We start from the raw sequence: 25,253 nt of genomic DNA, 5'->3' as shown, positions 1-25,253 counted from the left end.
GCACGGGTCGTTAGAAATCCGTTTCTTTTATAAAAACGAAACTTAATTATTCGAAAAGATAAAAATGGGATTATTTTCTTTTACACAAGAAATAGCGATTGACCTGGGAACGGCCAACACCATTATCATACATAATGATAAAATCGTGGTGGACGAACCGTCTGTGGTAGCTCTCGATAAACGGACCGATAAATTGTTGGCCGTAGGAGAAAAAGCCCGTCAGATGCATGGAAAAACGCATGAGAATATTCGTACGATAAGACCGTTGAGAGATGGTGTGATCGCTGATTTTTATGCGGCAGAGCAGATGATACGGGGAATGGTGAAGATGGTGAGTACCAAGGGACATTGGTTCGCTCCCTCTTTGCGCATGGTAGTGTGTATCCCTTCCGGCAGTACCGAAGTCGAGATACGTGCGGTACGTGACTCTTCGGAACATGCGGGGGGACGTGACGTGTATATGATATACGAACCGATGGCTGCTGCAATAGGTATTGGCCTCGACGTACAGGCCCCGGAAGGTAACATGATCGTGGATATAGGAGGCGGTAGTACCGAGATAGCTGTTATTTCGCTAGGAGGTATCGTTTCCAACAAATCTATCCGTATTGCAGGAGATGACCTGACCGCCGATATACAGGAATATATGCGACGGCAACATAATGTGAAGGTAGGAGAGCGTACGGCTGAACTTATTAAAATAAATGTGGGATCGGCCCTGACTGAACTTGCCGATCCTCCTGAAGATTATATCGTACATGGCCCTAACCAGATGACCGCTTTACCTATGGAAGTCCCTGTTTCATATCAGGAAATTTCTCATTGTATAGAGAAATCTATTTCAAAGATAGAGGCAGCCGTATTAAGTGCTTTGGAACAGACACCTCCCGAGTTGTATGCCGACGTTGTACGTAACGGTATTTATCTTGCGGGAGGAGGAGCTTTATTGCGGGGACTCGATAAGAGGCTGACCGATAAGATAGGTATTCCTTTCCATATAGCGGAAGATCCGTTGCATGCCGTAGCTAAAGGTACAGGTATCGCTCTGAAAAATATTTCGAATTTTTCGTTCCTTATCAAGTAAGAGCCGCGCTTCCGGTATATCCGGTTTAAAGGATTTTGCGAGTTACAACAACGGTTTGCTTCGGGGCGACGCTGTTGTAACTCGTTGTAGTAACGACAGACAGCCTATTAAGAATATATGCGCAACTTATTATATTTTCTTTTGAAACATAGTTCGTGGATAGTATATACTTTCTACGTGATACTCAGTTGCGTTCTTTTATTTCGTTTCAATCCGTATCATCAGAGTGCATTTTTTAGTTCCGCAAATGAAGTTTCGGCCCGTGTATACGATGCTACGGATAATGTAACTTCATATTTTAATTTGCGCGATATAAACAGCGACCTCCAGGTTCGGAACGGTATGCTGGAAATGGAAGTCGTATCGCTCAGGGAACAATTACAGAAATATAAAAACGAAGCTCTTGCCGATTCTGTTGCGGCGGATACTGCATACCGGGATTATACATTTATCATAGCACAGGTAATAAAAAACAGCGTAACGCATAGCCGGAATTATATCACCTTGGATAAAGGAAGTAAAGACGGTATTCGTCCCGAAATGGGTGTATTGGACCAGAACGGGATAGTGGGGATTATTAATGTGGTTTCTGAAAATTATTCTCAGGCTATATCATTACTCAATTCTAAGTTACGTCTTAGTTGCAAAGTGAAAGGCAGCGATTATTTCGGTTCTTTGGTTTGGGACGGAAAAGACGCCCGTTACGCCGTGCTGGAAGAATTACCCCGACATGTGAATTTCTCTAGAGGGGATACTATTATAACAAGCGGTTATTCTGCCGTATTCCCCGAAGGAATCATCGTAGGGACAGTGAGCGATTACAGCAAACAGAAAAATGACAATTTTTACGCTTTGAAGGTTCGGCTTTCATCAGATTTTGCTTGTTTAAGCACAGTAAGGGTTATTGCCAGCCATCGTCATCTTGAACTTAAAAATTTGGAACAGGAAGGAGCAAGACATGAGTAAGATGATATTACACTATATATTCCTGTTTATTATATTGGTGCTGGTTCAGGTCGTTATCTGTAACAATATATCGGTTATGGGGTTAGCCATACCCTTTATCTTCATATATTTTATTATCAGTATGCCCTTATCTGTTCCTGTAAACTGGCTGCTTACCCTTTCCTTTTTATTGGGATTGGTTGTGGATATATTTGGCGATACGCCTGGGATGAATGCTTTGGCGTGTGTAACTCTCGCTTTTGTACGCCGTCCGGTTTTATCTCTTTATTTATCCCGGGGCGATGAAGATTATTTATCTACATTACCGTCGATAGGGACGTTCGGCTTTAGTTTATATGCTCGTTATACTTTTACGCTGGTATTCGTATTTTGCACCCTGCTGTTTTTTATCGAATCGTTTTCATTGTTCAATCCGGCGCAATTGATAGGGAAGATTGTCATGTCTACTATATTTACATTTATCCTCATTTTAGGAATAGATTCTTTATTAGGACGTAAACGTGAGAAAAGATTATAATCTTGAAAAGCGCAAGTATGTGATTATCGGGATCATTTTTACAGTGGTTCTTATTTATCTTGTGCGCCTGTTTTCACTACAGGTACTCGATAATGATTACAAACGTTTTGCCGATAATAATGCTTTTCTTAAAAAGATACAATATCCTTCGCGCGGACTCATCTATGACCGTAACGGGAAGCTGATGGTATATAATCAGCCTGCTTATGACGTTATGATGATTGTACGCGAGGTACAGTCTTTCGATACGCTCGATTTTTGCAAAACAGTGGGGATAACCCGTCAGCAGTTTGATAAAAGGATGGAAGATATGAAAAATCCGAGGCTCAACCCCGGCTATTCTTCATATACGCCACAAACATTTATGACCCAGCTTTCGGCACAGGATTACGGCCGCCTTCAGGAAAAACTGTACCGTTTTCCGGGTTTCTTCATACAGAACCGTATGCTTCGTCAGTATGCTTATCCGGTGGCTGCAAATGTATTGGGAAATATCAGGGAAGTTTCTCCCCGGGATATTGAACGGGATGATTATTATATTCGTGGAGATTATACCGGCGACCTTGGGGTAGAGCGTTCTTATGAACCGGTTCTGCGCGGAGAAAAAGGAGTAGAGATACTTTTGCGTGATGCTCACGGGCGTATAAAGGGAAAATATGAAGACGGCATGTTTGATGTTTCTCCCGTGTCGGGCAAAAATCTGAAGCTTTCTATTGATGCCGATTTACAGGCCTACGGAGAAGAACTCATGAAGAACAAGATAGGTGCTATAGTCGCTATAGAGCCTTCTACCGGAGAGATACTGGCATTAGTTTCCAGCCCTACTTACGATCCTTCTTCTTTGGTCGGACGTGAACGAGGCAAAAATTATGCCCGTCTGAATAGAGATCCTTATAAACCGTTGTTTGACAGGGCTTTGTTGGCCGCCTATCCTCCCGGTTCTACTTTTAAACCTACTCAGGGACTTATATTTTTGCAGGAAGGTATAATAACGCCTAATACCATGTATTCTTGTATGCATGGTTTTGTAGCAGGCCGTCTCAAAGTAGGATGTCATGCGCATGAAAGTCCTTTATCCCTTTTACCGGCTTTGCGTACTTCTTGTAATGCATATTTTTGTTACGGGCTGAGGGCCATGATAGATAATAGAAAAAAATATGGTTCGCCGGCAAAAGCTTTTAACCTGTGGAAAGATTACCTGGTGTCAATGGGATATGGTTACCGGTTGGGTGTTGATCTTCCGGGCGAGAGCCGGGGGTTTATTCCTAACAGTGCTTACTATAGTAAGGCTTACGGAGAGAACAGGTGGAGTGCACTCACTATTATATCGGTAGCCATAGGACAGGGAGAGGTACTGGCTACTCCTATTCAAATCGCTAATCTGGCGGCAACAATAGCGAACCGGGGATATTTTTATACGCCTCACGTAGTAAAAGAGATACAAGATACGGTTCTGAATCCTGAATATACGGTTGCGAAACATACCCGGGTCGATAAACATTATTATGATTATATCGTGGAAGGTATGCGTATGGCGGTACTTGGCGGTACCTGCCGTATCGGGGCGATACCCGGTATCGATGTTTGCGGCAAAACGGGAACTGCACAAAATCCTCACGGGAAGGATCATTCCGCTTTTATGGGATTTGCTCCTATGGACAACCCGAAAATCGCAATAGCCGTATATGTAGAGAATGCAGGTTTCGGGGCGACGTTCGGCGTACCTATCGGAAGCCTTATGATGGAAAAATACCTGACAGGGAAAATATCTCCTGAGCGGCAATATCTCGAAAGCCGCATGTTGGAATCAAATACAATAATATATAGTGGGGTCAAGAAACATTAATATATGGAAATCGGTCGACTGGGTGACGGTCGTCTTATACGCCCTTCTGGTTTTTGCCGGATGGATAAGTATATATGCCGCCAGCTATGATTTCGATCATGCCAGTATCTTCGATTATGCAGAACGTTCGGGCAAACAATTGTTGTGGATAGGTTTGGCTTTTGTTATGGCATTTATGATTCTTATGGTAGAAGCCCGCGTATATGAGACGTACGCGTATCTGATATATGTCATACTTATTGTTTTACTTGCGGCTACGATATTCCTGGCACCGGATATTAAAGGTTCTCATTCCTGGCTGAAGTTGGGGCCGGTGAGCCTTCAGCCTGCGGAATTTGCCAAATTTGCTACCTCTTTGGCCCTGGCCCGTCTTTTTAGTACCTATAATTTTGTTTTGACCAAACCGGCAAATTTTATACGGGCAGTAATTATTATAGTTTTACCTATCCTTCTGATTATGATGCAGAAGGAGACAGGCTCGGCATTGGTTTATACGGCATTAGTATTTGTCTTGTACCGGGAAGGAATGAGCGGAATGGTTCTGTTCGGCGGATTTTGTGCAGTTCTTTATTTCGTCGTGGGTCTTAAATATTCCGATGTGATGTGGGGGGCATCTTCTTTGGGTGAAACGATTGTCCTCATTTTTATATTGCTGGTTATGGCCGGGATGGTTCTTGTTTCCTGCCGTAATCTGTATGTCTTCCGTAATCTTTTCATAGGTTACGCAATAATTGCTATCGGTTGTTACGTGACGACATTGTTCGGTGTTCCGGTACATGGAGTATATGTAGGATTAGCGGCGGTACTATTGACTTCGTTATATCTGTTATTGTTGTATTTACAGAGCAGAATAAGCAAGTGGCTCGTAATTATAAGTTTTGCATTAGCTTCTGTAATCTTTTTGTTTTCGGTCAATTATGTATTTAATGACATTCTGGAATATCATCAGAGAATGAGGATTGAAGTTGCGCTGGGAATGAAAGAAGATCTCCGAGGGGCCGGATATAATGTCAATCAGTCCAAAATAGCTATCGGGTCGGGCGGCTTTTGGGGCAAAGGTTTCCTGAACGGAACCCAGACCAAATTAAAATATGTGCCTGAACAGGATACAGACTTTATATTCTGTACGATAGGCGAGGAGGAAGGATTCTGGGGATCGGCTATCGTACTCATACTTTTTGCCGCTCTTATATTCCGGGTGATTGTACTGTCCGAACGGCAGCGTACGTCATTTGGACGGGTGTATGCTTATTGTGTTGCATCTATCTTGTTTTTCCACGTAGGGATTAATGTAGGTATGGTCATAGGATTATGTCCGGTGATTGGCATTCCGCTTCCGTTTTTCAGTTATGGCGGTTCCTCATTATGGGGCTTTACTATTTTACTTTTCGTGTTGTTGAGTATCGATGCCCGTCGTTCCGATCATTATTAAATGAACCGGTTGATCTAATTTTTTTCTTTTTCGACTTTAGGTATTAAAAATGCAGTATATAATTGTAATACAGCTGCTACGGTCAGGAACATGATCCAGTCTCTTTCTCCCCTGAACAGAAAAAATGAGGCGATGAGCAATGCGAAAGAAGAGAATAATTCTATGCGGTATAATCGTTTTAACCGGAAATTTTTTCCTGTATAATTACGTGTGAGCCGGGCGATTGTGGTGCCGGCGGCACCTACGGCAAATAAATAGGGAGTTACAGTCCATTGTACCATAAAAATAGGTAAGGCAGCCGATATCATTACAATCGTAAGAGACAGGGTGAGCAATAGATTACGTGCTTTTTCATTCATCGTTTTCGGGTGTTTTGTTTTTGTCTGTTATTATGTAAATATCTTCGGTCGCACGTTTCATCCTATATTGTTCACGGGCTACCTTTTCCAGGTATTTTTTATCGGTATTTAATTTGAAAACACGTTCGTTATATTCTTCCGTAAGTTTATTATACCGTTCTACTTCTCCGCGTAACTCTTTGACTTGCATGTCGTACCGCAGGTTTTTTATTACATTATATTCGTCTATAAAGATTATATATATAGTGAAACCGATAGCAAATAATTGTATCAATGATACATGTTTGCGAACGAACGCCCATATATTTTTAAACTTTTCTTTCATTTTTATACCGGTACTTGATAGTACAAACTTACATATTCTTTTTTGTTTCCCCAATAGTTTCTTTTTTTTGCCATGAATTTTTCCTGTCCCGGAAGTTATTTATAGTCCGAAAAAACAAAAAAATGGCTATTGGTCGGTGAAAACAGGCGAAATAGCGGTTGAAAGCTAAATTTAACGACTTACTGGATGTTTATAAAAGCCGTGTTTTGTATATTTGCACAAAATATTAGCAGTGAATTTAATCATAGATCAGGGAAATACTTCTGCCAAATTGGCTCTTTTCGAAGGAAGAGAGCTGGTGAAAGTGCGACAAACAGTGCATTGGGACGAGAGCTTCGTTGATGAACTGATATCGGGCAGAAAGGTAGACGCAGCTATTTTTTCTTCTGTGGCACGCTATGATATTTCTCTGCTGGATATGCTAAGGAATAAATTCCCTCTATTTGTAGATTTTAATAAAGATACCCGTTTGCCGGTAACTTTGGGCTATCGTACTCCGGATACTTTGGGACGGGACCGTATAGCCGGAGTAGTCGGAGCTATGGAACAATATCCGCAGTCCGACGTGCTGGTAATAGATGCCGGAACAGCTATTACCTACGATTTTTTACGAAGTGACGGTTGTTTTTTAGGAGGAAATATCGCTCCGGGCATTAACTTGCGTTTTACGGCTCTTAATCAGGGTACAGGACGCTTGCCGATGGTGGGACCTGAAGGAGATTTACCTTTATTGGGGTATGATACTCCTACTGCTATCCGTTCGGGTGTGGTTAGGGGCATATTATTAGAGATAGAAGGATATATTAGGGATTTGCAATTGAAATGTCCCTCGCTTTTCGTTTTTTTAACGGGTGGGGATGCTTTATTATTGGCAGCTAAATTAAAAAGTCCCATATTTGTAGATAAAAATTTAGTTCTGAAAGGTTTAAACAGAATACTTTACGATAATGTTGAAATATAACAAACTGATTATTTGCTTGTTAGCTTCTCTTCTGACAATACCAGTCGTTGCGCAAAACGGAACAAACTCCCCTTATTCACAATTCGGATATGGTCTTTTAGATGATAATGCTATAGGTGCGCAGAAAGCGATGGGCGGCGTAGGTTATGCTATGCAGGGGAAACGACAGATAAATGTTATGAATCCGGCTTCGTATGCTTCAATGGACTCATTAACATTCCTTTTCGATATGGGTATTAATTATCAGAGCATATGGTCTAAGGAAAATTCTGTTTCCGAACAATCGCAGGGAGGAGGGTTGGATTATATAACCATGCAGTTTCCTTTGGGGCGTTATATGGGAGGGAGTATTGGATTGCTGCCTTATTCGTCGGTGGGTTATGCTTTCGGAAAAAGTATTAGCAACGGTTCCGATTCCCGTTCAGGAGAGGGGGGAATCTCCCAGTTATACATAGGAGTAAGCGGCAGATTATGGAAAAGGTTATCATTGGGCGTGAATGTGGGGTATCTGTTCGGTAATATTGTTAATAATATATATGCCACTACCGACGGTTCCAGCCAGGGTTTATTCGAGACGACTATGGCAGTAAAAGACTTTCATCTTCAATTTGGTTTGCAATATACACACCCGTTTAATAAAAAGAATAAAGCTACTGTCGGTCTGGTCTATTCTCCTTCAAAGAGTTTGTTGGGCAAGGCTACGTCGAGTACTTATGACCTTACGGCCGGAACTTCTACTTTGGATACTACGGTGAATATGAAAAATAATTACAAATTGCCTCATACTTTCGGAGCCGGTATTTCATATATTTATGATAACCGGCTGACGATAGGATTGGATGCAACTTATCAAAATTGGGCCGATATGCCTTATTATAATGTTTCGACGAATTCAGGATATTCCTTGAATAACCGTTATAAATTGGCGTTAGGAGCAGAGTATCTGCCTTCTTTAATGAGTGGCGGATATGTTCAGCATATACGTTATAGGGTGGGTGGTTTTTATAACCGCTCCTATTTGAATATCCGGGGTAACGACCTGAATGAGTATGGCGTATCGTGCGGTTTCGGTTTTCCTCTGCGTAACGATAAATCTATCGTGAACCTTTCTTTTGAATATGTCAATCGGCAGGGAAGCCCTTCGAAACTTATTAAAGAAGATTTTTTCAGGATTTCGCTCGGGATAACGTTTAATGAAATGTGGTTCTGGCAACGCAAGTTTGAATAATTGAGAGAGAAACCATATATTTCTTTAAGGCAACTCATGAGGGTTGCCTTTTTTTAGGTTGCTACCGTGTATTTCGGCTAAGAAACTTTTACTCTTAATATTTGGCATGCTTATCAACTATTTGTAATTTTGTCCCTCATACGGAGTTTCGGGACGTAACCAGAAATTTGATATAGTCCGTTCCGGTGATGTGCATTAATATAACATGACGACTGATAAGATACATAACAATATAAGTTTGGTACGGGGTGCATGGTCTGTTGTAGCGGCGTTAATAATAATACCGCTTTTTTTCTCTGCATGTTCCAAACCGAAAAATGAAATAGTCGAGGGTTTCAAAGATGCCGCCGCCGTACCTACTCTGCGCTCTCTGGATGTACTCACATTCATTTCCGATTCAGGGGTAACGAAATATCGTATTACGGCCAAAGAATGGCTGATGTTTGATAATGCCCCCGACCCCTATTGGCTTTTTCCTCAAGGTATATATGTGGAAAAATTCGACCCTATGTTCCGTACCGAAGCTTCTATTAAGGGCGATACGGCTACGTTTTTCAAAAACAGGCAATTGTGGAGAATAGACGGAAATGTGCATATCGAGAACGTAAAAAAAGAACTGATACTTACCGAACAACTTTTCTGGGATCAGCGTAGCCGGACGATTTATTCCGATTCCTTTATTCATATAGAAAAACCTGAAGAAGTAATTGAAGGAATTGGTTTCGTATCGAATGAACAAATGACCAATTATGTTATACGTCAGCCTCAGGGTATATTTCCTTTTAAGAGGGCTGCGGCAGATTCGGTAGCGGCAGATTCCTCCGGGGCTGTTGCTGTAGCTCCGGTCCAGAGAACCAATCACAAAATAAGGGATAAACAACCAGAGAAGTCTGTGTCAAAAAAATGAACTGATTGTAATGAATTGGATTGTTATTATACTCGTGTCTTTGCTTTTCTCCGCGTTCTTTTCAGGGATAGAAATTGCATTTGTCTCGTCCAATAAAGTTCGTGCCGAATTGGATATGAAGCAAAAAAATCTTATCAGTTCTATTTTAAACGTATTTTACCGGAATGAGGAGATGTTTATCTCTACGATGCTGGTAGGAAATAATATCGCACTTGTAATTTACGGTGTGGGAATGGCTATGCTTCTGGAGCCGGCAATTAGTAGGGTGTGGAATAATCCTGCGTTTGTCGTTACGATGCAGACCCTTCTTTCCACAATAATCATTCTTTTTACCGGCGAGTTTATTCCTAAGACGGTTTTTCGGGTAAACCCCAATCTATCGTTACGTTTTTTTTCATTGCCTCTTTATTTGATATATGTCGTACTTTATCCGGTATCTCGTTTCACTTCGATGGTTTCGAAAGGAATTATGCGGTTGTTCGGAGTGAAGATCGAAAGACAGCCTATGGAAAATATGATGAGCAAAGTAGAACTGGACTATTTTATACAGCAAAGTATAGAAGATTCTCCTGCAGATACCGGTATGGAAAAGGAGGTGAAAATATTCCAGAATGCGTTGGATTTTTCCAATACACATGTCAGGGATTGTATGGTTCCGCGTCCTGAAATCGTAGCGGTGGATATTGATACTGTCGCCATATCGGAATTATTGGATTTGTTTATTAAAACGGGCATATCCAAGATCGTTGTTTACAGGGATAATATCGATAATGTGTTGGGATATATCTATGCTTCGGAGATGTTTCGGCAGTCCGAAGACTGGAAGAAGAGTATCAAACCTGTCGTTTTTACTCCTGAAACGATGCCCGCCGATAAGCTGATGAGAAGTTTGATGCAGCAAAAGAAAAGCATGGCAGTAGTCGTGGATGAATTTGGAGGAACAGCCGGAATAGTAACACTGGAAGATTTGGTAGAAGAAATATTCGGAGATATTGAAGATGAACATGATATGAAAAATCTGGTGGCCCGCCGTATCAACGAAAAAGAATTTGAGTTTTCCGGCCGTATGGAAATCGAGAAAATAAACGAGATGTTTGATCTGGGTTTTCCCGAAAGCGACGATTATATGACAATAGCAGGATATATACTTTTTCATTATCAGACTCTTCCTAAACAAGGCGAAAAGATCAGGATAGAAAACTATGAATTCACCATTATAAAATTGAATACTACTAAAATAGAACTGGTGCGCATGAAAATTGAGGAATGATGGATTTTTTTTTGCTATTCATTGTCATATAAATTCATTTTTTGTATCTTCGTGCCCTTACAGACTTGAAATAAAAAATATAAAATAAAAAATATAAAATAACAAAGTAACACAATGGCTACATTAGAAAAAATCAGGGGTAAAGCCGGCCTTCTCGTTATTGTGATCGGGGTGGCTCTGCTTGCTTTTATTGTAGGTGACTTTTTGAATTCGGGTCACACCTTTTTTATGATGAACAAAAACAAGGTTGCGGAAGTAAACGGAACGAAGATTACAACCGAAGAGTTCCAGCAAAGAGTTAAAAGCAGGACGGAAGAACTGCAGCAGATGTATGCACAAAGAGGTATGACGCTTCCCGAAGGTTCTACTTCCCGTATAAATAAAGAAGTTTTTGACCAAATGGTCAATGAGCTTGTCCTGAATGACGAAATAGAAAAACTGGGTATGACCGTAACGAAAGAGGAATTGTTCGATTTACTTCAGGGAGAGAATATTTCTCCTATGGTACGTCAGTATTTTACCAATCCTCAAACCGGACAGTTTGACCGTCAGGCATTGAATAACTTTGTACAGGTAATTCTGGATCCTCAGGCTCATGGCTATACCGCAGAGAATATGGCACAGATCGAGCCGCAACGTCAAATGTGGTTATCTCTCGAAAAACAAGTAAAGGAGAATCGCGCTATAGAAAAATTCGCTAAGTTAATCACGAAAGCCATAGCGCCTAATAATCTGGATATCGAGTCATCGTTTGAAGATGGTAAAGTAAGTGCAGACATCGTTTATGCGGTACAGTCTTACAATACTGTTTCCGATTCGGCTATCGTCATATCCGATAGCGAACTTAAAGCTGCTTATAATAAGGATAAAAAACGTTTCGAGACACCGGAACGCCGCTCTTTGAAATATATTACTGTAGATATTGTTCCGGGTAAAGCTGATTTTGCGAAAGTAAAAGAAAAATTTGATATGGTACAGGAACAGTTTGCTACTTCCGCTGATGTTGCCGATGTAGTGAATAATAATTCAGATATACCTTATTCCGATATCTTTGTTTCAGAAAGAGCCTTGACACCTGATGTAAGGAAATTTGTAGAAACTGCGCAGATTAATGCGGTTAATGGCCCGGTTTTTGAAAACAATACATATACGATGTATCGTCTTATGGCATCTAAAGTTGCTCCCGACTCTGTAAAAGTACGTTTATTATCTTTTCCTATCGCTGTAGCCGGAGCAAAGAACACTCAACTTGACAGTGCTATGAACGTATTGAAGAATGGCGGAGATTTTGAAGCTTTGGCTAAAAAATTAGGAGCGGGTGAAGAAGGTATCTGGATCACCGAAAATATGGCTCCTTCTGTAGGTAAGGCTTTTATCAAGGCTGTATTCGGAGAACAAGGAAACGGATATTTCCAGACAGAAAGTTTGTCCGGATCGCATATTGTACAAGTTTTGGAACGCACGGCTCCGGTGAAGAAATATAAAGTTGCAGAACTTTCTATGGCTGTGAATCCCAGTACAGAAACTTATACCGACCTTTATAATGGTCTAAGTAGTTACATAGCAAAAAACAACGATGCTAAATCTTTTTCTGAATCGGCAAAGGAAAGCAGCTTCAGCGTGATGGATATGGAAGTTACACCTGAAAGTTATTCTCTTCCCGGAATTGAGGATGCCCGTCAGGCTATTCGTTGGGCGTTCAATGCAGGAAAAGGAGATGTTTCCGAAATTTATACTGTGGGGGATAAATTCCTGGTAGTAGCTTTGGATAAAGTGACTAAAAAAGGATATGCTCCGCTGGATGAAGTTAAAGATTATGTGAAAGCTCAGCTGATGAACGATAAAAAAGCAGAAATGATCATGAAAGAACTGGCTGCTAAGAATGCTACTACTTTGGAAGCGTATGCACAGGCTATGAATTCGAAAGTAGATACAGCCAAGTTTATTTCTTTCTCCTCTCCTTCTATTGCCGGAGTAGGCTATGAACCTGTTTTGAGCGCTTTGGCTCCTTATGCCGACAATGGAAAACTTCAGGGACCGGCTAAAGGTAATCGTGGCGTTTATGTATTCTCTGTATTCAATAAGAATGTTTCTGCTCAGCCGTTCAACCCTGCTGTAGAGTCACAGAAACTGGAACAAAGCTATATGTATTCTATCAACAGTCAGTTGTTGAATGTATTGCGCGATAAAGCCGATATTGAAGATACACTTATAAAATTCTTCTAATATAGATTATATATTTTTGCCGGGGCTGTCTTACCATAAGACGGTCCCGGTTGTTTATTATATTGTGACAGAATGAATGATAAGGTTCGATTTTTAAGAAAGAACTTTTAGAACCCGAAAACTTTATGTACGTTTGCGAAAAATTAGGAGACGATAATATGGAACATTTAGCAGGAAAGACTATCGAAGAATTGCAAGAGATTGTAGTCCGGTTAGGAATGCCTCGTTTTACAGCAAAGCAGATAGCGTCCTGGATTTACGGACACCGTGTAAATTCGATTGACGAAATGACTAATCTGTCAAAAAATAATCGGGACAATTTATCTTCATTATACGATGTCGGTTATTATGCTCCTGCGGAAGATATGCGTTCTGTTGACGGTACCGTGAAGTATCTTTTCGAAACAGGGCAGGGCAGTTCAGTAGAATCGGTTTATATTCCCGATAAAGAGCGGTTTACCCTTTGTGTTTCCTCCCAGGTGGGATGTAAGATGAATTGCCATTTTTGTATGACTGGGAAACAAGGTTTCCGGCGTAGTCTTACGTCCCATGAAATTATAAACCAGATAGTCTCTGTTCCGGATAGCGAGATGTTGACAAATATTGTTTTTATGGGAATGGGAGAACCTTTTGATAATATGGACGAATTGCTAAAAGTTTTGCGTATCCTTACGGAACCCTGGGGATTTGCCTGGAGCCCCAAGCGTATTACAGTTTCCACTATCGGGCATATTCCGGGTTTACGTCGTTTCCTGAATGAAAGCCATTGTCATCTTGCCGTAAGTCTCCATTCTCCTTATCCGGATGAACGGATGAATATTATGCCTGTGGAGAAGGCTTTTCCTATGGATAAAGTTCTGGATATGTTACGTGAAACCGATTTTTCGGGACAACGCCGTCTCTCGTTCGAGTACATTCTTTTCAACGGGTATAATGATTCCCGTCGGCATGCCGAAGATTTGTCCCGTCTTCTCAATGGGATGAATTGCCGGGTGAATTTAATCCGTTTTCATGCAATACCCGGTGTAGAACTTAAAACTTCGGATGAACAGGCAATGATTGATTTTCGTAATGTTCTGAATAAAAGAGGTGTGACCGCAACGATACGATCTTCCCGGGGAGAAGATATATTTGCTGCATGCGGTATGCTTTCAACAGCCCGTAAGTCGGGTAATCAAAATGGTTTTACTAAATAGTTGAGCCTAATTTTTTACGATATCGTAAATTTTGTCTATCTTAGTCGGTTCATTAAGGGAAAATATTTAAAAATGATTTTTCCGGGAGTACGATGAATGAAAGAATAATTGATAAGTTATTATGGATCAGGAATATAAAATAAAAGTCGGTATTACTCAAGGTGATATTAACGGAATAGGTTACGAAGTCATACTTAAAACGCTGAGCGATCCGCGTATAGTAGAGCTATGTACTCCTGTGGTATACGGTTCGGCCAAAGTTGCGGCATATCATCGTAAAGCTTTGGATATGGCTCCTGTTAATTTCAATATCGTGAACAGTGCCGACCAGATAGACGAAGGTAAGCTCAACATTATAAACTGTATAGACGAAGAAGTGAAAGTGGAAATAGGGCGTTCTACCCCCCAAGCGGGTGAAGCGGCTTTTGCAGCTTTGGAAAGAGCTACGGACGATATGGAATCCGGGCTGATTGATGTGCTCCTTACGGCTCCTATCAATAAACATAATATCCAGTCCGATAAATTTGATTTTCCCGGACATACCGAATATCTGGAACGGAAATTGGGAAACGGCGCCCGTGCGTTGATGATACTTCTTAATGATACACTCAGGGTAGCTTTGGTAACAGGTCATTTGCCTTTATCGGAGGTATCGGCCCATGTAACGAAAGAGGCGATTATCCAAAAATTACAGGTTTTTCATAAATCCCTTATACAGGATTTCGGTATTGTGAAGCCCCGTATAGCTGTTCTTTCTCTAAATCCGCATGCCGGTGATTCCGGTCTGTTAGGAACGGATGAGGAAGAAAAAATAATTCCTGCTATACAGGAATGTAATGACAAAGGATTGTTATGTTTCGGACCTTATCCTGCTGATGGATTTTTCGGAACAGAACACTATAAAAGCTTTGACGGAGTATTGGCAATGTACCATGACCAAGGATTGGCTCCGTTTAAGGCTATAGCTATGGATGACGGCGTGAATTTCACAGCCGGACTTCCCTACGTTCGCACGTCTCCCGATCATGGTACCGCTTACGACATTGCCGGGCAGGGGAAAGCTTCGGAAGAATCATTCCGTCATGCTTTGTATCTGGCAATAGACGTGTATCGGAACCGGAAAAATTATATCGAAATGCATGCCTCTCCTCTTCGTAAGCAATATTATGATAAGAGTGGCGATAATGAAGTGCTGGACCTGACTGCCGATACCGATAAAGATTAAGTGACAAGAGGAGCATAAGATATGTTCCGATGGCTTTAAAACAAAAGTAAATGAAATATGCGATTATTGCAGCAGGCGAGGGATCTCGTCTGGTGGAAGAGGGTGTGAAAACTCCGAAGCCGTTGGTGAATATCAACGGCGAAACGATGATAGGGCGTCTTATACGTATTTTTACGGAGAATAATGCTGAAAGTATAAGCATTATTGTCAATCAGGAAATGACCGGGGTAAAAGAATATCTCGATGCCGTTTCATGCCCTGTTCCTTTGAACCTTGTAGTAAAATCTACGCCTAGTTCTATGCATAGTTTTTATGAGTTGCGATCATTTCTGAAAAACGGGAAATTCTGTCTTACCACAGTGGACACTATGTTTCGCGAAGATGAATTCGCGTCGTATATACAGGCTTTTGAAGCAGATAACAGGCTGGACGGCTTGATGGCCGTAACCGATTATATAGACGATGAAAAACCATTGTACGTATCGACAAGGGATGATTTGAGCATAGATGGATTTAAAGATAGCTACTATGAAGGAGCCCGGTATATATCGGGCGGTATTTATGCTCTGACTTCTCCTGCTATAAATGTATTGGAGAATACAATAGAAGCTGGAGTTTCACGCATGCGTAATTATCAGCGTGCTTTGGTTGAGTCGGGATTGATACTCCGGGCTTTCCCTTTTGGAAAAATAATAGATGTGGACCATGCCGGCGATATACCAAAGGCGGAATCTTTTGTAAAAAGATAAATACATAAGGAGCATGAAAAAAATGAAAATAGCCGGGATCATGAGAGCCGGGGCATATTCTCCTAATCATATTGGCAATGATGCCGCGATTTTCAGGTTAACTATGGAAAATCTGGAAAAAGAAGGATATGGAATAACATTCTATTCCGAAGATCAGTTCTTGCAAGGAGAAGTTTCTGAAGATGTGATTGTGAATATGTGCAGAGAACAGGCGTCGATAAAATTATTGCAACAAAAAGAAACGGAAGGGGCACTTGTCGTTAATTCAGGCTTTGGCATAGAAAACTGTACACGGGAAAAAATGACACGCATCTTGATAGATAATCGGGTACCATACCCCGAAAGCCTGATCGTTTCTACAGAAGAAAATGTGACCGGACAATTGGAAGCCCATAATTTTACGAACTGTTGGATTAAACGAGGTGATTTCCATGCGATGCATAAAGAGGATGTGAGCTATGTTCGTCATGAGCAAGAAGCTCAAGACGTATTAAGTGAATATGCTTTGCGTGGAATTAAAAGAGCCGTTATTAATAAACATCTGGTAGGAGACCTTGTTAAATTTTACGGAGTAAAAGATTCACCGTTTTTTTATTGGTTTTATCCTTTTGATATGAATCATAGTAAGTTCGGTTTGGAAGCTATTAATGGGAAGGCGACCGGTATACCATTTGAAGTGGCAGCAATGCGAGAGATATGTGAAGTTGCGGCCGACGTATTAAAAGTACACGTGTATGGCGGTGATTGCGTAATATCTCCGGAAGGGGTCATACGCATTATTGATTTTAATGACTGGCCTAGTTTTGCGCCTTGTCGTAGCGAAGCTGCTCCGCATATAGCGTCGTGTATAAAAAAATTGATTGAAAAAATATAAGTATAGAAAAAGTATAAAGGATGAAAGAATCGAGACCTAAAGTTTCATTACAGGATACGCTCAAATCGATGGATACCGAAGAAACTATAGATTTATGGTTTTATCGGCCTGTCGGTTACCGGTGGGCGCTTCTTTTCGAACGTTTGGGGGTAAAACCTAATGCCGTTACCATTGCTTCGATATTTTTGGGGGTAGCGGCTGGTGTGTTATTTTATTATAACGATTTATGGTTGAATGTATTGGGTATGTTTTTGCTCGTTTGGGCCAACTCGTATGATAGTGCAGACGGCCAATTGGCCCGCATGACAAAACAATTTTCACGTATAGGCCGCATACTGGACGGAGTCAGCGGAGATTTATGGTTCGTTACCATATATGTGGCAATATGCTTGCGCATGATGCATTTTGAAGGCTGGAGCGGATATATTTTTGTTTTGGCTGTAGTCGCAGGCTATTTTCATGCAACCCAAGCCTCTATGGCCGATTATTACCGGAATTTTCACCTCTATTTTTTAAAGGGGAAATCGGGCAGCGAATTAGATGATACGGAACAATTGACCCGTAATTTCAAATCCCTGTCCTGGAAAAGAGATTTTTTCAGGAAACTGGTGTTGTTCTTTTATCGCAATTATACAAAGACTCAGGAAAGTTTTACTCCTAACATGCAACGGTTTCGCAAAGTATTGAAAGAAAAATACGGAGAAGAAATCCCACTGGAATTCAGGGAACGTTTCCGTGCCAAAAGTAAACCGTTGATGAAATATACCAATATGCTTTCTTTCAATACGAGAGTTATAGCGTTATTTATAGCGTTATTTATCGACATGCCGTGGCTATATTTCGTATTTGAGATTACGGTCTTGAATATCATGTTGATATATATGGTACGGAGGCATGAAAATATATGTAAAGAATTTACTCTTGAGCTTACTGCCAAATAAACCGGATGATGATGGATGTAAAAGGAATAATTTTTGATTATGGCGGAACAATAGACTCGAATGGAGACCATTGGAGTGAAGTTATTTGGGATGGGTATCAGGAGAGTCGGATTCCGGTGAATAAAGAACAATTTCGGAATGCGTATGTTTATGCCGAAAGGGCATTGGCCCGTAATCCATATATTAAGCCGGAACATAATTTTAGAGATTTGTTGCGGATCAAGATGGAGTTGGAACTGCGGAATCTTACCGATGAAGGTTATTTAGATAAGAAGTATCGGTTTTTCTCCTCCGATATAGCAGAATACTGCTATAATCGGGCAAAATATTGTGTTAATAACGCAAAAGAGTTGATATGTGAAATTAAAGTTAAATATCCTGTGGTTTTGGTTTCCAATTTTTATGGCAATATAGAGACAGTACTTAAAGATTTCGGGCTTTTGGGATTGTTCGATTCCATTATAGAATCGGCAGTAGTAGGTGTACGGAAACCCGACCCGGCTATATTCGAAATGGGGGTGAAAGCGTTGGGCTTATTACCTTCAGAGGTAGTAGTGGTGGGAGATAGCTATAAAAAAGATATTTGTCCCGCCGAGAGTTTGGGATGCCAGGCAATATGGATCAAAGGTAAACCGTGGAGTGAGGAAGAAAATGCTGTAAAACATAAAAATATAATTACGAATTTCGGACAGTTGAGGGATTTTTTATTGTGATATTTTAATATATGGTGCTTTATAACGAGTAGTTTTAATATAAAAGTATTTTTTAATACAAAAAATTGCAAATATTAATGTTGCTCATGCAATAATTAGGCGTAAAAGATTTTTTATCATAAAAAATCGCCCTATCTTTACTAAGTTTTTTGGATAAAGAAAGCAAAATAAACTATAAATACAGTTATTTTTTAACGAGAAGAAGATTATGGAAAAAATTAATGTGGAAAAAGCTGAAGGAAAATTGGGCGTACTTTGTGTAGGCTTAGGTGCTGTTACTTCAACTTTTATGACAGGAGTTTTGATGGCTCGCAAAGGGTTGGCAAAACCTGTCGGCTCTATGACGCAATACGATAAGATTCGTGTAGGAAAAGGAGCGAATAAGCAGTATAAACATTATGGTGACATTGTTTCATTGGCCAACTTGAATGATATTGTATTCGGTGCATGGGATGTTTATCCTGCAAATGCTTATGAATCGGCTATTAATTGCGAAGTATTGAAGGAAAAAGATATCAATCCGGTTAAGGATGAACTGGAAAAGATCGTTCCTATGAAGGCTGCTTTCGACCATAACTATGCAAAACGTCTGGACGGTGAAAATGTAAAGGATTGTAAGAACCGTTGGGATATGATGGAGCAGCTTCGCGAAGATATTCGTAAATTCAAGAAAGATAATAATTGCAAACGTGTTGTAGTTATCTGGGCGGCCTCTACCGAAATATATGTACCTGTATATGAACCGGTACACGGTTCTTTAGCTGCTTTGGAGCAGGCTATGAAAGATGATGACAAGGAACATATTGCTCCTTCTATGTGCTATGCTTATGCAGCTTTAGCCGAAGGAGCTCCTTTCATTATGGGTGCTCCTAATACAACTGTCGATATTCCTGCAATGTGGGAAATGGCAGAAAAAACAAAAATGCCTATTGCCGGTAAAGACTTTAAAACAGGTCAGACATTGGTTAAATCAGGATTCGCACCTATTATCGGAACCCGTTGTCTCGGTCTGGACGGTTGGTTCTCTACTAACATATTAGGTAACCGTGACGGTCTGGTGCTGGACGAACCTGCGAACTTCCGTACAAAAGAAGTTAGTAAACTATCTACTCTGGAATCTATTCTTATTCCCGAAGATCAACCTGATTTATACTCCGATTACTATCATAAAGTACGTATAAACTATTATCCTCCCCGTAATGACAATAAAGAAGGATGGGATAATATCGATATTTTCGGATGGATGGGATATCCTATGCAGATAAAAATCAATTTCCTTTGCCGTGATTCTATCCTGGCAGCTCCTTTGTTGCTTGACCTTGTATTGTTGAGCGATCTGGCTGCACGCGCAGGACGTTATGGAACACAGCGTTTCCTGAGTTTCTTCCTGAAGAGCCCTATGCATGATTACACTCAGGACGAAATCCCCGTGAACCATCTTTTCCAACAATACGTTATGTTGAAGAATGCTATACGTGAAATGGGTGGTTATGAAGCCGATGAAGAGATCGATTAATCATTATTCGATATAAAATGGAACCGGGGAGCTACATTGTGGTTCCCCGGTTTGTTTTTCGGGATAATGTTCACCGTGTAAAACTCTTTCGGAGTTAAGAAAAGTTTTCCGATAAATATTATCTTTGCAGGTAGTTTGATAGAATATAACTATAACGTAAAAACGATATAATTTAAAATAGAAATAAATGGGAAAAGTTCTTATTATCGGGGCCGGTGGAGTCGGCTCGGTGGTTGTGAATAAAGTAGCTCAGAATCCGGACGTATTTACCGAGGTCGTTCTGGCAAGCCGTACTAAGTCCAAATGTGATGCTTTAGTAGAAAAAATAGGGGCGAAGAATATTAAAACCGATCAGGTGGATGCCGATAAAGTCGAAGAGCTTGTTGCTTTGTTTAAGAAACATACCCCCGATATTGTAATTAATGTGGCGCTTCCTTATCAGGATCTTACGATTATGGATGCCTGTCTGGAATGTGGAGTTAATTACCTCGATACGGCTAATTATGAACCTATTGACGAGGCTAAATATGAATATAGCTGGCAATGGGCTTATAAAAAGCGTTTTGAAGATGCCGGTCTTACAGCTATTCTCGGATGCGGGTTTGATCCGGGTGTAACCGGAGTATATACGGCTTATGCCGCTAAACATCATTTTGACGAGATACAATATCTTGACATCGTGGATTGTAATGCCGGAGATCACCATAAGGCTTTTGCAACGAATTTTAATCCGGAGATCAATATACGTGAAATCACACAACGTGGTAAATATTATGAAAACGGTGAGTGGAAAGAAACGGATCCGTTGTCGGTACATATGCCGTTGACCTATCCTAATATAGGGCCTAAAGAGTCGTATTTGATGTATCATGAGGAGTTAGAAAGTTTGACTAAAAACTTCCCGACATTAAAGAGAGCCCGTTTCTGGATGACTTTTGGCCAGGAGTATCTTACGCATTTGCGGGTTATTCAGAATATCGGTATGTCCCGTATCGATCCGGTGATGTATAATGGCCATGAGATTGTACCTATACAGTTCCTGAAAGCCGTATTGCCTAATCCCGGAGATTTAGGAGAGAACTATACAGGAGAGACCTCTATCGGTTGCCGCATTCGGGGACTGAAAGACGGAAAAGAAATGACTTATTATGTATATAATAATTGCAGCCATCATGCCGCTTATCTGGAAACCGGAGCTCAGGGCGTAAGTTATACTACCGGGGTGCCCGCAATGATAGGAGCAAAATTATTCCTGGAAGGGATATGGAAGAAACCGGGCGTTTGGAATGTAGAAGAGTTTGATCCGGATCCTTTTATGGAACAACTTAATAAACAAGGATTACCTTGGCATGAGATATTTAATGGCGATCTAGAATTATAACTTATTAAAACGTTATTAAATAATAATTAGAGCCTGTGTGCAATATAAGTGCACAGGCTCTTTTTTATCTTTGTACAGTAAGAATTTAAGAACGGTACGAGAGTATGATAATTGAAATGCGGGAAGACCGTAGTTATTCTGTACGAAATTATGTATATTTGTTGTTCCGGATAAAAATAAATATTATGGCATTGAATATAGGAGATAAAGTTCCTGAAATATTGGGAAAGGACCAAAATGGAAAAGAGGTTAGGACGAGTGATTTTAAAGGGCGGAAAATAGCACTTTACTTTTATCCCAAAGATAATACACCAGGATGTACAGCCGAAGCTTGTAGCCTGAAAGACGGTTATGAAGAACTGCGTAAGGCCGGTTATGAAGTGATAGGCGTAAGCAAGGATAATGAAAAGTCGCACCGTAATTTTATTGAGAAGCAATCTCTGCCTTTTACCCTAATTGCCGATACCGATACAAGTCTTAATCAGGCTTTCGGAGTCTGGGCGTTGAAAAAAATGGCCGGCCGTGAATATATGGGTACAGTACGTACGACTTTTATTATCGATGAAAAAGGCGTGATAGAAAATATCATTACAAAGGTAGATACGAAAGATCATGCCCGTCAGATACTGAATTATAAATAAAGAAAAAAATACGTTATGTCAGAAAAACAAACTGAAATTACAGAGGAAAAAGCCGCTGGCCGAGTACCTGTGCCGAATGAAAAGCTCAAAGCGCTGCAAGCCGCTATGGAGAAAATCGAAAAGAATTACGGGCGTGGAGCTATCATGAAACTGGGAGATGACCACGTAGAAGAAGTAGCAGTGATTCCTACCGGATCTATAGGGTTGAATGCAGCCTTAGGAGTAGGAGGTTTTCCGAGAGGGCGCGTAATTGAGATATATGGTCCGGAATCATCCGGTAAAACGACATTAGCTATCCATGCTATTGCAGAAGCCCAAAAGGCAGGCGGTATAGCTGCCATTATCGATGCTGAGCATGCTTTTGACCGATTCTATGCCGAGAAATTGGGGGTCGATGTGGAGAATCTATGGATTTCCCAGCCCGATAGCGGGGAACAAGCTCTGGAAATAGCAGAACAATTGATTCGTTCTTCCGCAGTCGATATTGTCGTGATAGATTCGGTTGCTGCCCTTACGCCGAAAGCAGAGCTTGAAGGCGACATGGGAGATTCTAAAATGGGGTTACAGGCGCGTTTGATGTCCCAGGCTTTACGGAAACTTACGGCTACAATCAGCAAGACCAATACTACCTGTATATTTATTAATCAGTTGCGCGATAAATTGGGAGTTATGTTCGGTAATCCCGAAACCACGACAGGAGGTAACGCCTTAAAGTTCTATGCATCGGTACGTATTGATATACGCCGTATAGGGCAAATAAAAGATGGCGATGAAGTTACTGGTAATCAAACCCGGGTGAAAGTAGTGAAAAATAAAGTTGCACCTCCGTTCCGCAAAGCAGAATTCGATATTATGTTCGGGGAAGGTATTTCCCGGTCAGGTGAAATAATAGACCTGGGAGTGGAAAAGGGAATTGTTAAGAAAAGCGGTTCATGGTTCAGTTACGGAGATACTAAGCTGGGGCAAGGACGTGATGCCGCTAAAAAATGTATAAATGATAACCCTGAATTGGCCGATGAACTGGAGGCACTTATCATGGAAGCACTGGCATCTGTAAAATAATATTTAGTAGGACAATATATTAAAATCCTTTATCCTGTTCAGGATAAAGGATTTTGTATTATATGTACTTTACTCAGTCGTGCAGGAGACTTGGGTAAAAAGAGTTTTGTTTTCTAAAGAATATAGTTCTCAACGGGAGAATAGAGGGAACAAGAAAAGCACCTTCATTTTTTATGAAGGTGCTTTTTAATATATAAGAATAAATTTTACTGAGCGTTTTCTGCAGGTGCTTCAGTTGCTGCCGGAGCAGTAGTGGCCGGAGCAGTTTGAGTTTCAAAGTTTGGAGCTGCTACAGGAATTTCTGTTTTTACCATATCTTTAATTTCCGAATCACCATTAATATCTTTATTGTGGGACGGCAAAAAGAAAACGGTAGAAATACTTAAAACAACAATAACTATAGCCAAAGTCCATGTGGCTTTTTCTACAAAATCATTGGTTTTACGTACACCCATGATTTGGTTCGATGAAGCGAAATTTGAAGCAAGTCCGCCCCCTTTGGATTTCTGAATCAGTACGATGCCAATCATCAATATAGATGCGACAAGGATTATTACTGTAATTAATGTAGACATTTTTATTATTTTGTTTTTATGTTAATAATCAATTTTTCCAAAAATCTTATTTGGTCTGCAAAGTAAACATTTTTTTCCGGATATTTCAAACTTAATTTTTTAATTATTTCCAAAGCTTTGGAATATCGGCGTTGTTTGATATAAATTTTTGCCAGGCTTTCCGTCAGGAATGTATCTTCATTGCTTTCATCTCCTTCGGCTGTACTATTATCTCTGTTCTCTTCTTTAAGAGAATTAGAAGTTTGAGGGGCCGAAAGCCGTATGTTCAGATTCTCCGACTGTGAAATAAGTCGGTCTATTTCGTTTTCCGTTCCTTCATTATTGGTTTCGGCTATAGTTTTGAGTTTTTCTTCCGACTGTAATAACGATATGTAATCGACCGAAGGGGCGAGTAACGATTCGAGAGTATTTTCTTCCTCTTTATTACCAGAGTTGTATTTTTCGAGAAACAAGTCAATGGCCGACAGAGTTTTATCTTCCGTTACTTCCGGTATATTTTTTTCCGGATATAACGAATCATAACGGTGGCTCTCTTTACAAACAAGTCTGTAGAGCGTTTTCCGGTTTCCCGAATATATAGAGGCCCGTTGCAGCCATTGTGAATGATCGGATATCCCGTATTGTTTGAGGTAAAGAAGAACGGGAATCTCGAAATAAGGGTATTCTTTTATAAGCTCGCGGATATCTTCTTCCGTTAGTTTATAATCGTTTTTTTCTTGTAATATATTTCGTAATTCTTCTCCGTTCATAGCTATTTTTACCAGTTGGCTACGGTTGCATTAAAAATAAGGTCGACAAGTTCGTCACTGATCTCTTTGATCAGTTCATCCTGTACATCGGTTAGCATCCGCGTACTGGAAAAGTCCCGGTAAGCAGTAAATTCCTGATCCAAGTCGAATTGAGGTTCTTTCGTATTGGTATAGCGGACTTTTACTCCGATGGTGAGTCTGGTTTGGGATGCATAAGCATTTTCTGTAACAGCCTGAGGACTCAGGTCATACCGTGTTATCTCTCCTTCGACCTGGAGGTCTCCGTTATTTTTTACCATATTCAGGCGGGTCTGCTGAATATAGATATTCTTTAATGCGTCGGTGAATACCTGAGATAACGGTGGATATACTAATGCCGCTTTTATGGGAAAGTCCGATACCGATATAGTTTTGATCTTATTGTAATCGATCGATGCACCGTTGAATTTATATGAGATGGTGCATGATGATAACATTACAAGTAAGATGGCTATAAATTTTTTCATAAGT

25 protein-coding genes are annotated in these 25,253 nt (G+C 40.5%); 20 read left to right on the top strand and 5 right to left on the bottom strand.

Annotation, left to right across the window (positions count from 1 at the left end; translation table 11 throughout):
- Positions 1-64: 64 nt before the first annotated feature.
- The 5 genes from OCV73_RS10040 to rodA all read left to right on the top strand — a co-directional run bounded on the left by OCV73_RS10040 (position 65) and on the right by rodA (position 5,845).
- Positions 65-1,084 carry a rod shape-determining protein gene (locus OCV73_RS10040; RefSeq protein ID WP_147551813.1) on the top strand — a complete coding sequence of 340 codons (1,020 nt, stop codon included), beginning with the start codon at positions 65-67 and terminating at the stop codon, positions 1,082-1,084.
- A 117-nt stretch (positions 1,085-1,201) separates the two neighbouring features.
- A complete protein-coding gene (gene mreC / locus OCV73_RS10035; protein WP_147551811.1) occupies positions 1,202-2,050 on the top strand; it encodes a rod shape-determining protein MreC in 849 nt (282 codons plus the stop codon).
- A complete protein-coding gene (locus tag OCV73_RS10030) occupies positions 2,043-2,567 on the top strand; it encodes a rod shape-determining protein MreD (RefSeq protein ID WP_147551809.1) in 525 nt (174 codons plus the stop codon). The genes mreC and OCV73_RS10030 overlap by 8 nt, the downstream gene beginning before the upstream one ends.
- Positions 2,551-4,413, top strand: coding sequence for a penicillin-binding protein 2 (mrdA, locus tag OCV73_RS10025; protein WP_147551808.1), 1,863 nt, complete (start codon positions 2,551-2,553; stop codon positions 4,411-4,413). The genes OCV73_RS10030 and mrdA overlap by 17 nt, the downstream gene beginning before the upstream one ends.
- The gene (gene rodA / locus OCV73_RS10020; RefSeq protein ID WP_147551806.1) at positions 4,394-5,845 is read left to right on the top strand and encodes a rod shape-determining protein RodA; all 1,452 of its coding nucleotides are present in this window, start codon (positions 4,394-4,396) and stop codon (positions 5,843-5,845) included. The genes mrdA and rodA overlap by 20 nt, the downstream gene beginning before the upstream one ends.
- Before the next feature lie 14 nt (positions 5,846-5,859).
- Here rodA and OCV73_RS10015 read toward each other — a convergent pair whose 3' ends face one another.
- Together OCV73_RS10015 and OCV73_RS10010 are read right to left on the bottom strand one after the other, a co-directional pair.
- Positions 5,860-6,204 (bottom strand): hypothetical protein, encoded by a 345-nt coding sequence (locus OCV73_RS10015; protein WP_147551804.1) that lies wholly within the window; start codon positions 6,202-6,204, stop codon positions 5,860-5,862.
- On the bottom strand, positions 6,197-6,529 hold the full coding sequence (locus OCV73_RS10010; RefSeq protein ID WP_147551802.1) for an FtsB family cell division protein: 333 nt from the start codon (positions 6,527-6,529) through the stop codon (positions 6,197-6,199). The genes OCV73_RS10015 and OCV73_RS10010 overlap by 8 nt, the downstream gene beginning before the upstream one ends.
- Before the next feature lie 232 nt (positions 6,530-6,761).
- Here OCV73_RS10010 and OCV73_RS10005 point away from each other — a divergent pair, with 232 nt between their 5' ends.
- The 15 genes from OCV73_RS10005 to recA all read left to right on the top strand — a co-directional run bounded on the left by OCV73_RS10005 (position 6,762) and on the right by recA (position 23,419).
- Positions 6,762-7,490 carry a type III pantothenate kinase gene (locus OCV73_RS10005; RefSeq protein WP_147551801.1) on the top strand — a complete coding sequence of 243 codons (729 nt, stop codon included), beginning with the start codon at positions 6,762-6,764 and terminating at the stop codon, positions 7,488-7,490.
- Positions 7,477-8,718: an OmpP1/FadL family transporter gene (locus OCV73_RS10000; protein WP_147551799.1), complete on the top strand. Its 1,242-nt coding sequence runs from the start codon at positions 7,477-7,479 to the stop codon at positions 8,716-8,718. The genes OCV73_RS10005 and OCV73_RS10000 overlap by 14 nt, the downstream gene beginning before the upstream one ends.
- A 205-nt stretch (positions 8,719-8,923) precedes the next feature.
- Positions 8,924-9,625 (top strand): LPS export ABC transporter periplasmic protein LptC, encoded by a 702-nt coding sequence (gene lptC, locus OCV73_RS09995; RefSeq protein ID WP_147551797.1) that lies wholly within the window; start codon positions 8,924-8,926, stop codon positions 9,623-9,625.
- A gap of 10 nt (positions 9,626-9,635) precedes the next feature.
- Positions 9,636-10,895 carry a hemolysin family protein gene (locus OCV73_RS09990; RefSeq protein ID WP_147551795.1) on the top strand — a complete coding sequence of 420 codons (1,260 nt, stop codon included), beginning with the start codon at positions 9,636-9,638 and terminating at the stop codon, positions 10,893-10,895.
- Between the two features lie 114 nt (positions 10,896-11,009).
- Positions 11,010-13,121, top strand: coding sequence for a SurA N-terminal domain-containing protein (locus OCV73_RS09985; protein ID WP_147551793.1), 2,112 nt, complete (start codon positions 11,010-11,012; stop codon positions 13,119-13,121).
- Between the two features lie 125 nt (positions 13,122-13,246).
- Positions 13,247-14,317: a 23S rRNA (adenine(2503)-C(2))-methyltransferase RlmN gene (rlmN, locus tag OCV73_RS09980; RefSeq protein WP_262512943.1), complete on the top strand. Its 1,071-nt coding sequence runs from the start codon at positions 13,247-13,249 to the stop codon at positions 14,315-14,317.
- 121 nt (positions 14,318-14,438) lie between these two features.
- Positions 14,439-15,542: a 4-hydroxythreonine-4-phosphate dehydrogenase PdxA gene (gene pdxA / locus OCV73_RS09975; RefSeq protein WP_147551791.1), complete on the top strand. Its 1,104-nt coding sequence runs from the start codon at positions 14,439-14,441 to the stop codon at positions 15,540-15,542.
- A gap of 50 nt (positions 15,543-15,592) precedes the next feature.
- The gene (locus tag OCV73_RS09970; protein ID WP_147551790.1) at positions 15,593-16,291 is read left to right on the top strand and encodes an NTP transferase domain-containing protein; all 699 of its coding nucleotides are present in this window, start codon (positions 15,593-15,595) and stop codon (positions 16,289-16,291) included.
- A 13-nt stretch (positions 16,292-16,304) separates the two neighbouring features.
- A complete protein-coding gene (locus tag OCV73_RS09965; RefSeq protein ID WP_147551788.1) occupies positions 16,305-17,165 on the top strand; it encodes a hypothetical protein in 861 nt (286 codons plus the stop codon).
- Between the two features lie 20 nt (positions 17,166-17,185).
- Entirely contained in the window at positions 17,186-18,106 is a 921-nt protein-coding gene (locus tag OCV73_RS09960) for a CDP-alcohol phosphatidyltransferase family protein (protein WP_147551786.1), read from the top strand.
- A gap of 5 nt (positions 18,107-18,111) precedes the next feature.
- The gene (locus OCV73_RS09955) at positions 18,112-18,819 is read left to right on the top strand and encodes an HAD family hydrolase (protein WP_262512942.1); all 708 of its coding nucleotides are present in this window, start codon (positions 18,112-18,114) and stop codon (positions 18,817-18,819) included.
- A 208-nt stretch (positions 18,820-19,027) separates the two neighbouring features.
- Positions 19,028-20,335, top strand: coding sequence for an inositol-3-phosphate synthase (locus tag OCV73_RS09950; RefSeq protein WP_147551782.1), 1,308 nt, complete (start codon positions 19,028-19,030; stop codon positions 20,333-20,335).
- A gap of 187 nt (positions 20,336-20,522) precedes the next feature.
- Positions 20,523-21,716 (top strand): saccharopine dehydrogenase family protein, encoded by a 1,194-nt coding sequence (locus OCV73_RS09945; RefSeq protein ID WP_147551781.1) that lies wholly within the window; start codon positions 20,523-20,525, stop codon positions 21,714-21,716.
- A gap of 185 nt (positions 21,717-21,901) precedes the next feature.
- On the top strand, positions 21,902-22,357 hold the full coding sequence (gene bcp, locus OCV73_RS09940) for a thioredoxin-dependent thiol peroxidase (RefSeq protein WP_147551779.1): 456 nt from the start codon (positions 21,902-21,904) through the stop codon (positions 22,355-22,357).
- 15 nt (positions 22,358-22,372) lie between these two features.
- On the top strand, positions 22,373-23,419 hold the full coding sequence (gene recA / locus OCV73_RS09935) for a recombinase RecA (protein ID WP_147551777.1): 1,047 nt from the start codon (positions 22,373-22,375) through the stop codon (positions 23,417-23,419).
- A 206-nt stretch (positions 23,420-23,625) separates the two neighbouring features.
- On the opposite strand, the gene secG is transcribed toward recA, so the two are convergent.
- The 3 genes from secG to OCV73_RS09920 are packed head-to-tail and all read right to left on the bottom strand — an operon-like array spanning position 23,626 to position 25,249.
- The gene (secG, locus tag OCV73_RS09930) at positions 23,626-23,994 is read right to left on the bottom strand and encodes a preprotein translocase subunit SecG (protein ID WP_147551775.1); all 369 of its coding nucleotides are present in this window, start codon (positions 23,992-23,994) and stop codon (positions 23,626-23,628) included.
- A gap of 5 nt (positions 23,995-23,999) precedes the next feature.
- On the bottom strand, positions 24,000-24,743 hold the full coding sequence (locus OCV73_RS09925; RefSeq protein WP_147551773.1) for a tetratricopeptide repeat protein: 744 nt from the start codon (positions 24,741-24,743) through the stop codon (positions 24,000-24,002).
- A gap of 8 nt (positions 24,744-24,751) precedes the next feature.
- Complete coding sequence (locus OCV73_RS09920; RefSeq protein WP_147551771.1) at positions 24,752-25,249, bottom strand: LptE family protein; 498 nt, start codon at positions 25,247-25,249, stop codon at positions 24,752-24,754.
- Positions 25,250-25,253 lie beyond the last annotated feature (4 nt).

It is taken from the genome of Barnesiella propionica (assembly GCF_025567045.1).
Taxonomy (GTDB): Bacteria; Bacteroidota; Bacteroidia; order Bacteroidales; family Barnesiellaceae; genus Barnesiella_B; species Barnesiella_B propionica.
This window is presented reverse-complemented; position numbering and strand designations above follow the sequence as displayed.

Coding starts and splice junctions, on each gene's coding strand:
- mreC (WP_147551811.1), top strand. CDS start 1,202: ATGCGCAACTTATTATATTTTCTTTTGAAACATAGTTCGTGGATAGTA.
- bcp (WP_147551779.1), top strand. CDS start 21,902: ATGGCATTGAATATAGGAGATAAAGTTCCTGAAATATTGGGAAAGGAC.
- OCV73_RS09945 (WP_147551781.1), top strand. CDS start 20,523: ATGGGAAAAGTTCTTATTATCGGGGCCGGTGGAGTCGGCTCGGTGGTT.
- rlmN (WP_262512943.1), top strand. CDS start 13,247: ATGTACGTTTGCGAAAAATTAGGAGACGATAATATGGAACATTTAGCA.
- OCV73_RS09985 (WP_147551793.1), top strand. CDS start 11,010: ATGGCTACATTAGAAAAAATCAGGGGTAAAGCCGGCCTTCTCGTTATT.
- OCV73_RS09970 (WP_147551790.1), top strand. CDS start 15,593: ATGAAATATGCGATTATTGCAGCAGGCGAGGGATCTCGTCTGGTGGAA.
- OCV73_RS10000 (WP_147551799.1), top strand. CDS start 7,477: ATGTTGAAATATAACAAACTGATTATTTGCTTGTTAGCTTCTCTTCTG.
- OCV73_RS10030 (WP_147551809.1), top strand. CDS start 2,043: ATGAGTAAGATGATATTACACTATATATTCCTGTTTATTATATTGGTG.
- OCV73_RS09950 (WP_147551782.1), top strand. CDS start 19,028: ATGGAAAAAATTAATGTGGAAAAAGCTGAAGGAAAATTGGGCGTACTT.
- pdxA (WP_147551791.1), top strand. CDS start 14,439: ATGGATCAGGAATATAAAATAAAAGTCGGTATTACTCAAGGTGATATT.
- OCV73_RS09965 (WP_147551788.1), top strand. CDS start 16,305: ATGAAAAAAATGAAAATAGCCGGGATCATGAGAGCCGGGGCATATTCT.
- OCV73_RS09920 (WP_147551771.1), bottom strand. CDS start 25,249: ATGAAAAAATTTATAGCCATCTTACTTGTAATGTTATCATCATGCACC.
- recA (WP_147551777.1), top strand. CDS start 22,373: ATGTCAGAAAAACAAACTGAAATTACAGAGGAAAAAGCCGCTGGCCGA.
- OCV73_RS10010 (WP_147551802.1), bottom strand. CDS start 6,529: ATGAAAGAAAAGTTTAAAAATATATGGGCGTTCGTTCGCAAACATGTA.
- lptC (WP_147551797.1), top strand. CDS start 8,924: ATGACGACTGATAAGATACATAACAATATAAGTTTGGTACGGGGTGCA.
- OCV73_RS09925 (WP_147551773.1), bottom strand. CDS start 24,743: ATGAACGGAGAAGAATTACGAAATATATTACAAGAAAAAAACGATTAT.
- OCV73_RS10040 (WP_147551813.1), top strand. CDS start 65: ATGGGATTATTTTCTTTTACACAAGAAATAGCGATTGACCTGGGAACG.
- OCV73_RS10015 (WP_147551804.1), bottom strand. CDS start 6,204: ATGAATGAAAAAGCACGTAATCTATTGCTCACCCTGTCTCTTACGATT.
- OCV73_RS09955 (WP_262512942.1), top strand. CDS start 18,112: ATGATGATGGATGTAAAAGGAATAATTTTTGATTATGGCGGAACAATA.
- secG (WP_147551775.1), bottom strand. CDS start 23,994: ATGTCTACATTAATTACAGTAATAATCCTTGTCGCATCTATATTGATG.
- OCV73_RS09960 (WP_147551786.1), top strand. CDS start 17,186: ATGAAAGAATCGAGACCTAAAGTTTCATTACAGGATACGCTCAAATCG.
- OCV73_RS09990 (WP_147551795.1), top strand. CDS start 9,636: ATGAATTGGATTGTTATTATACTCGTGTCTTTGCTTTTCTCCGCGTTC.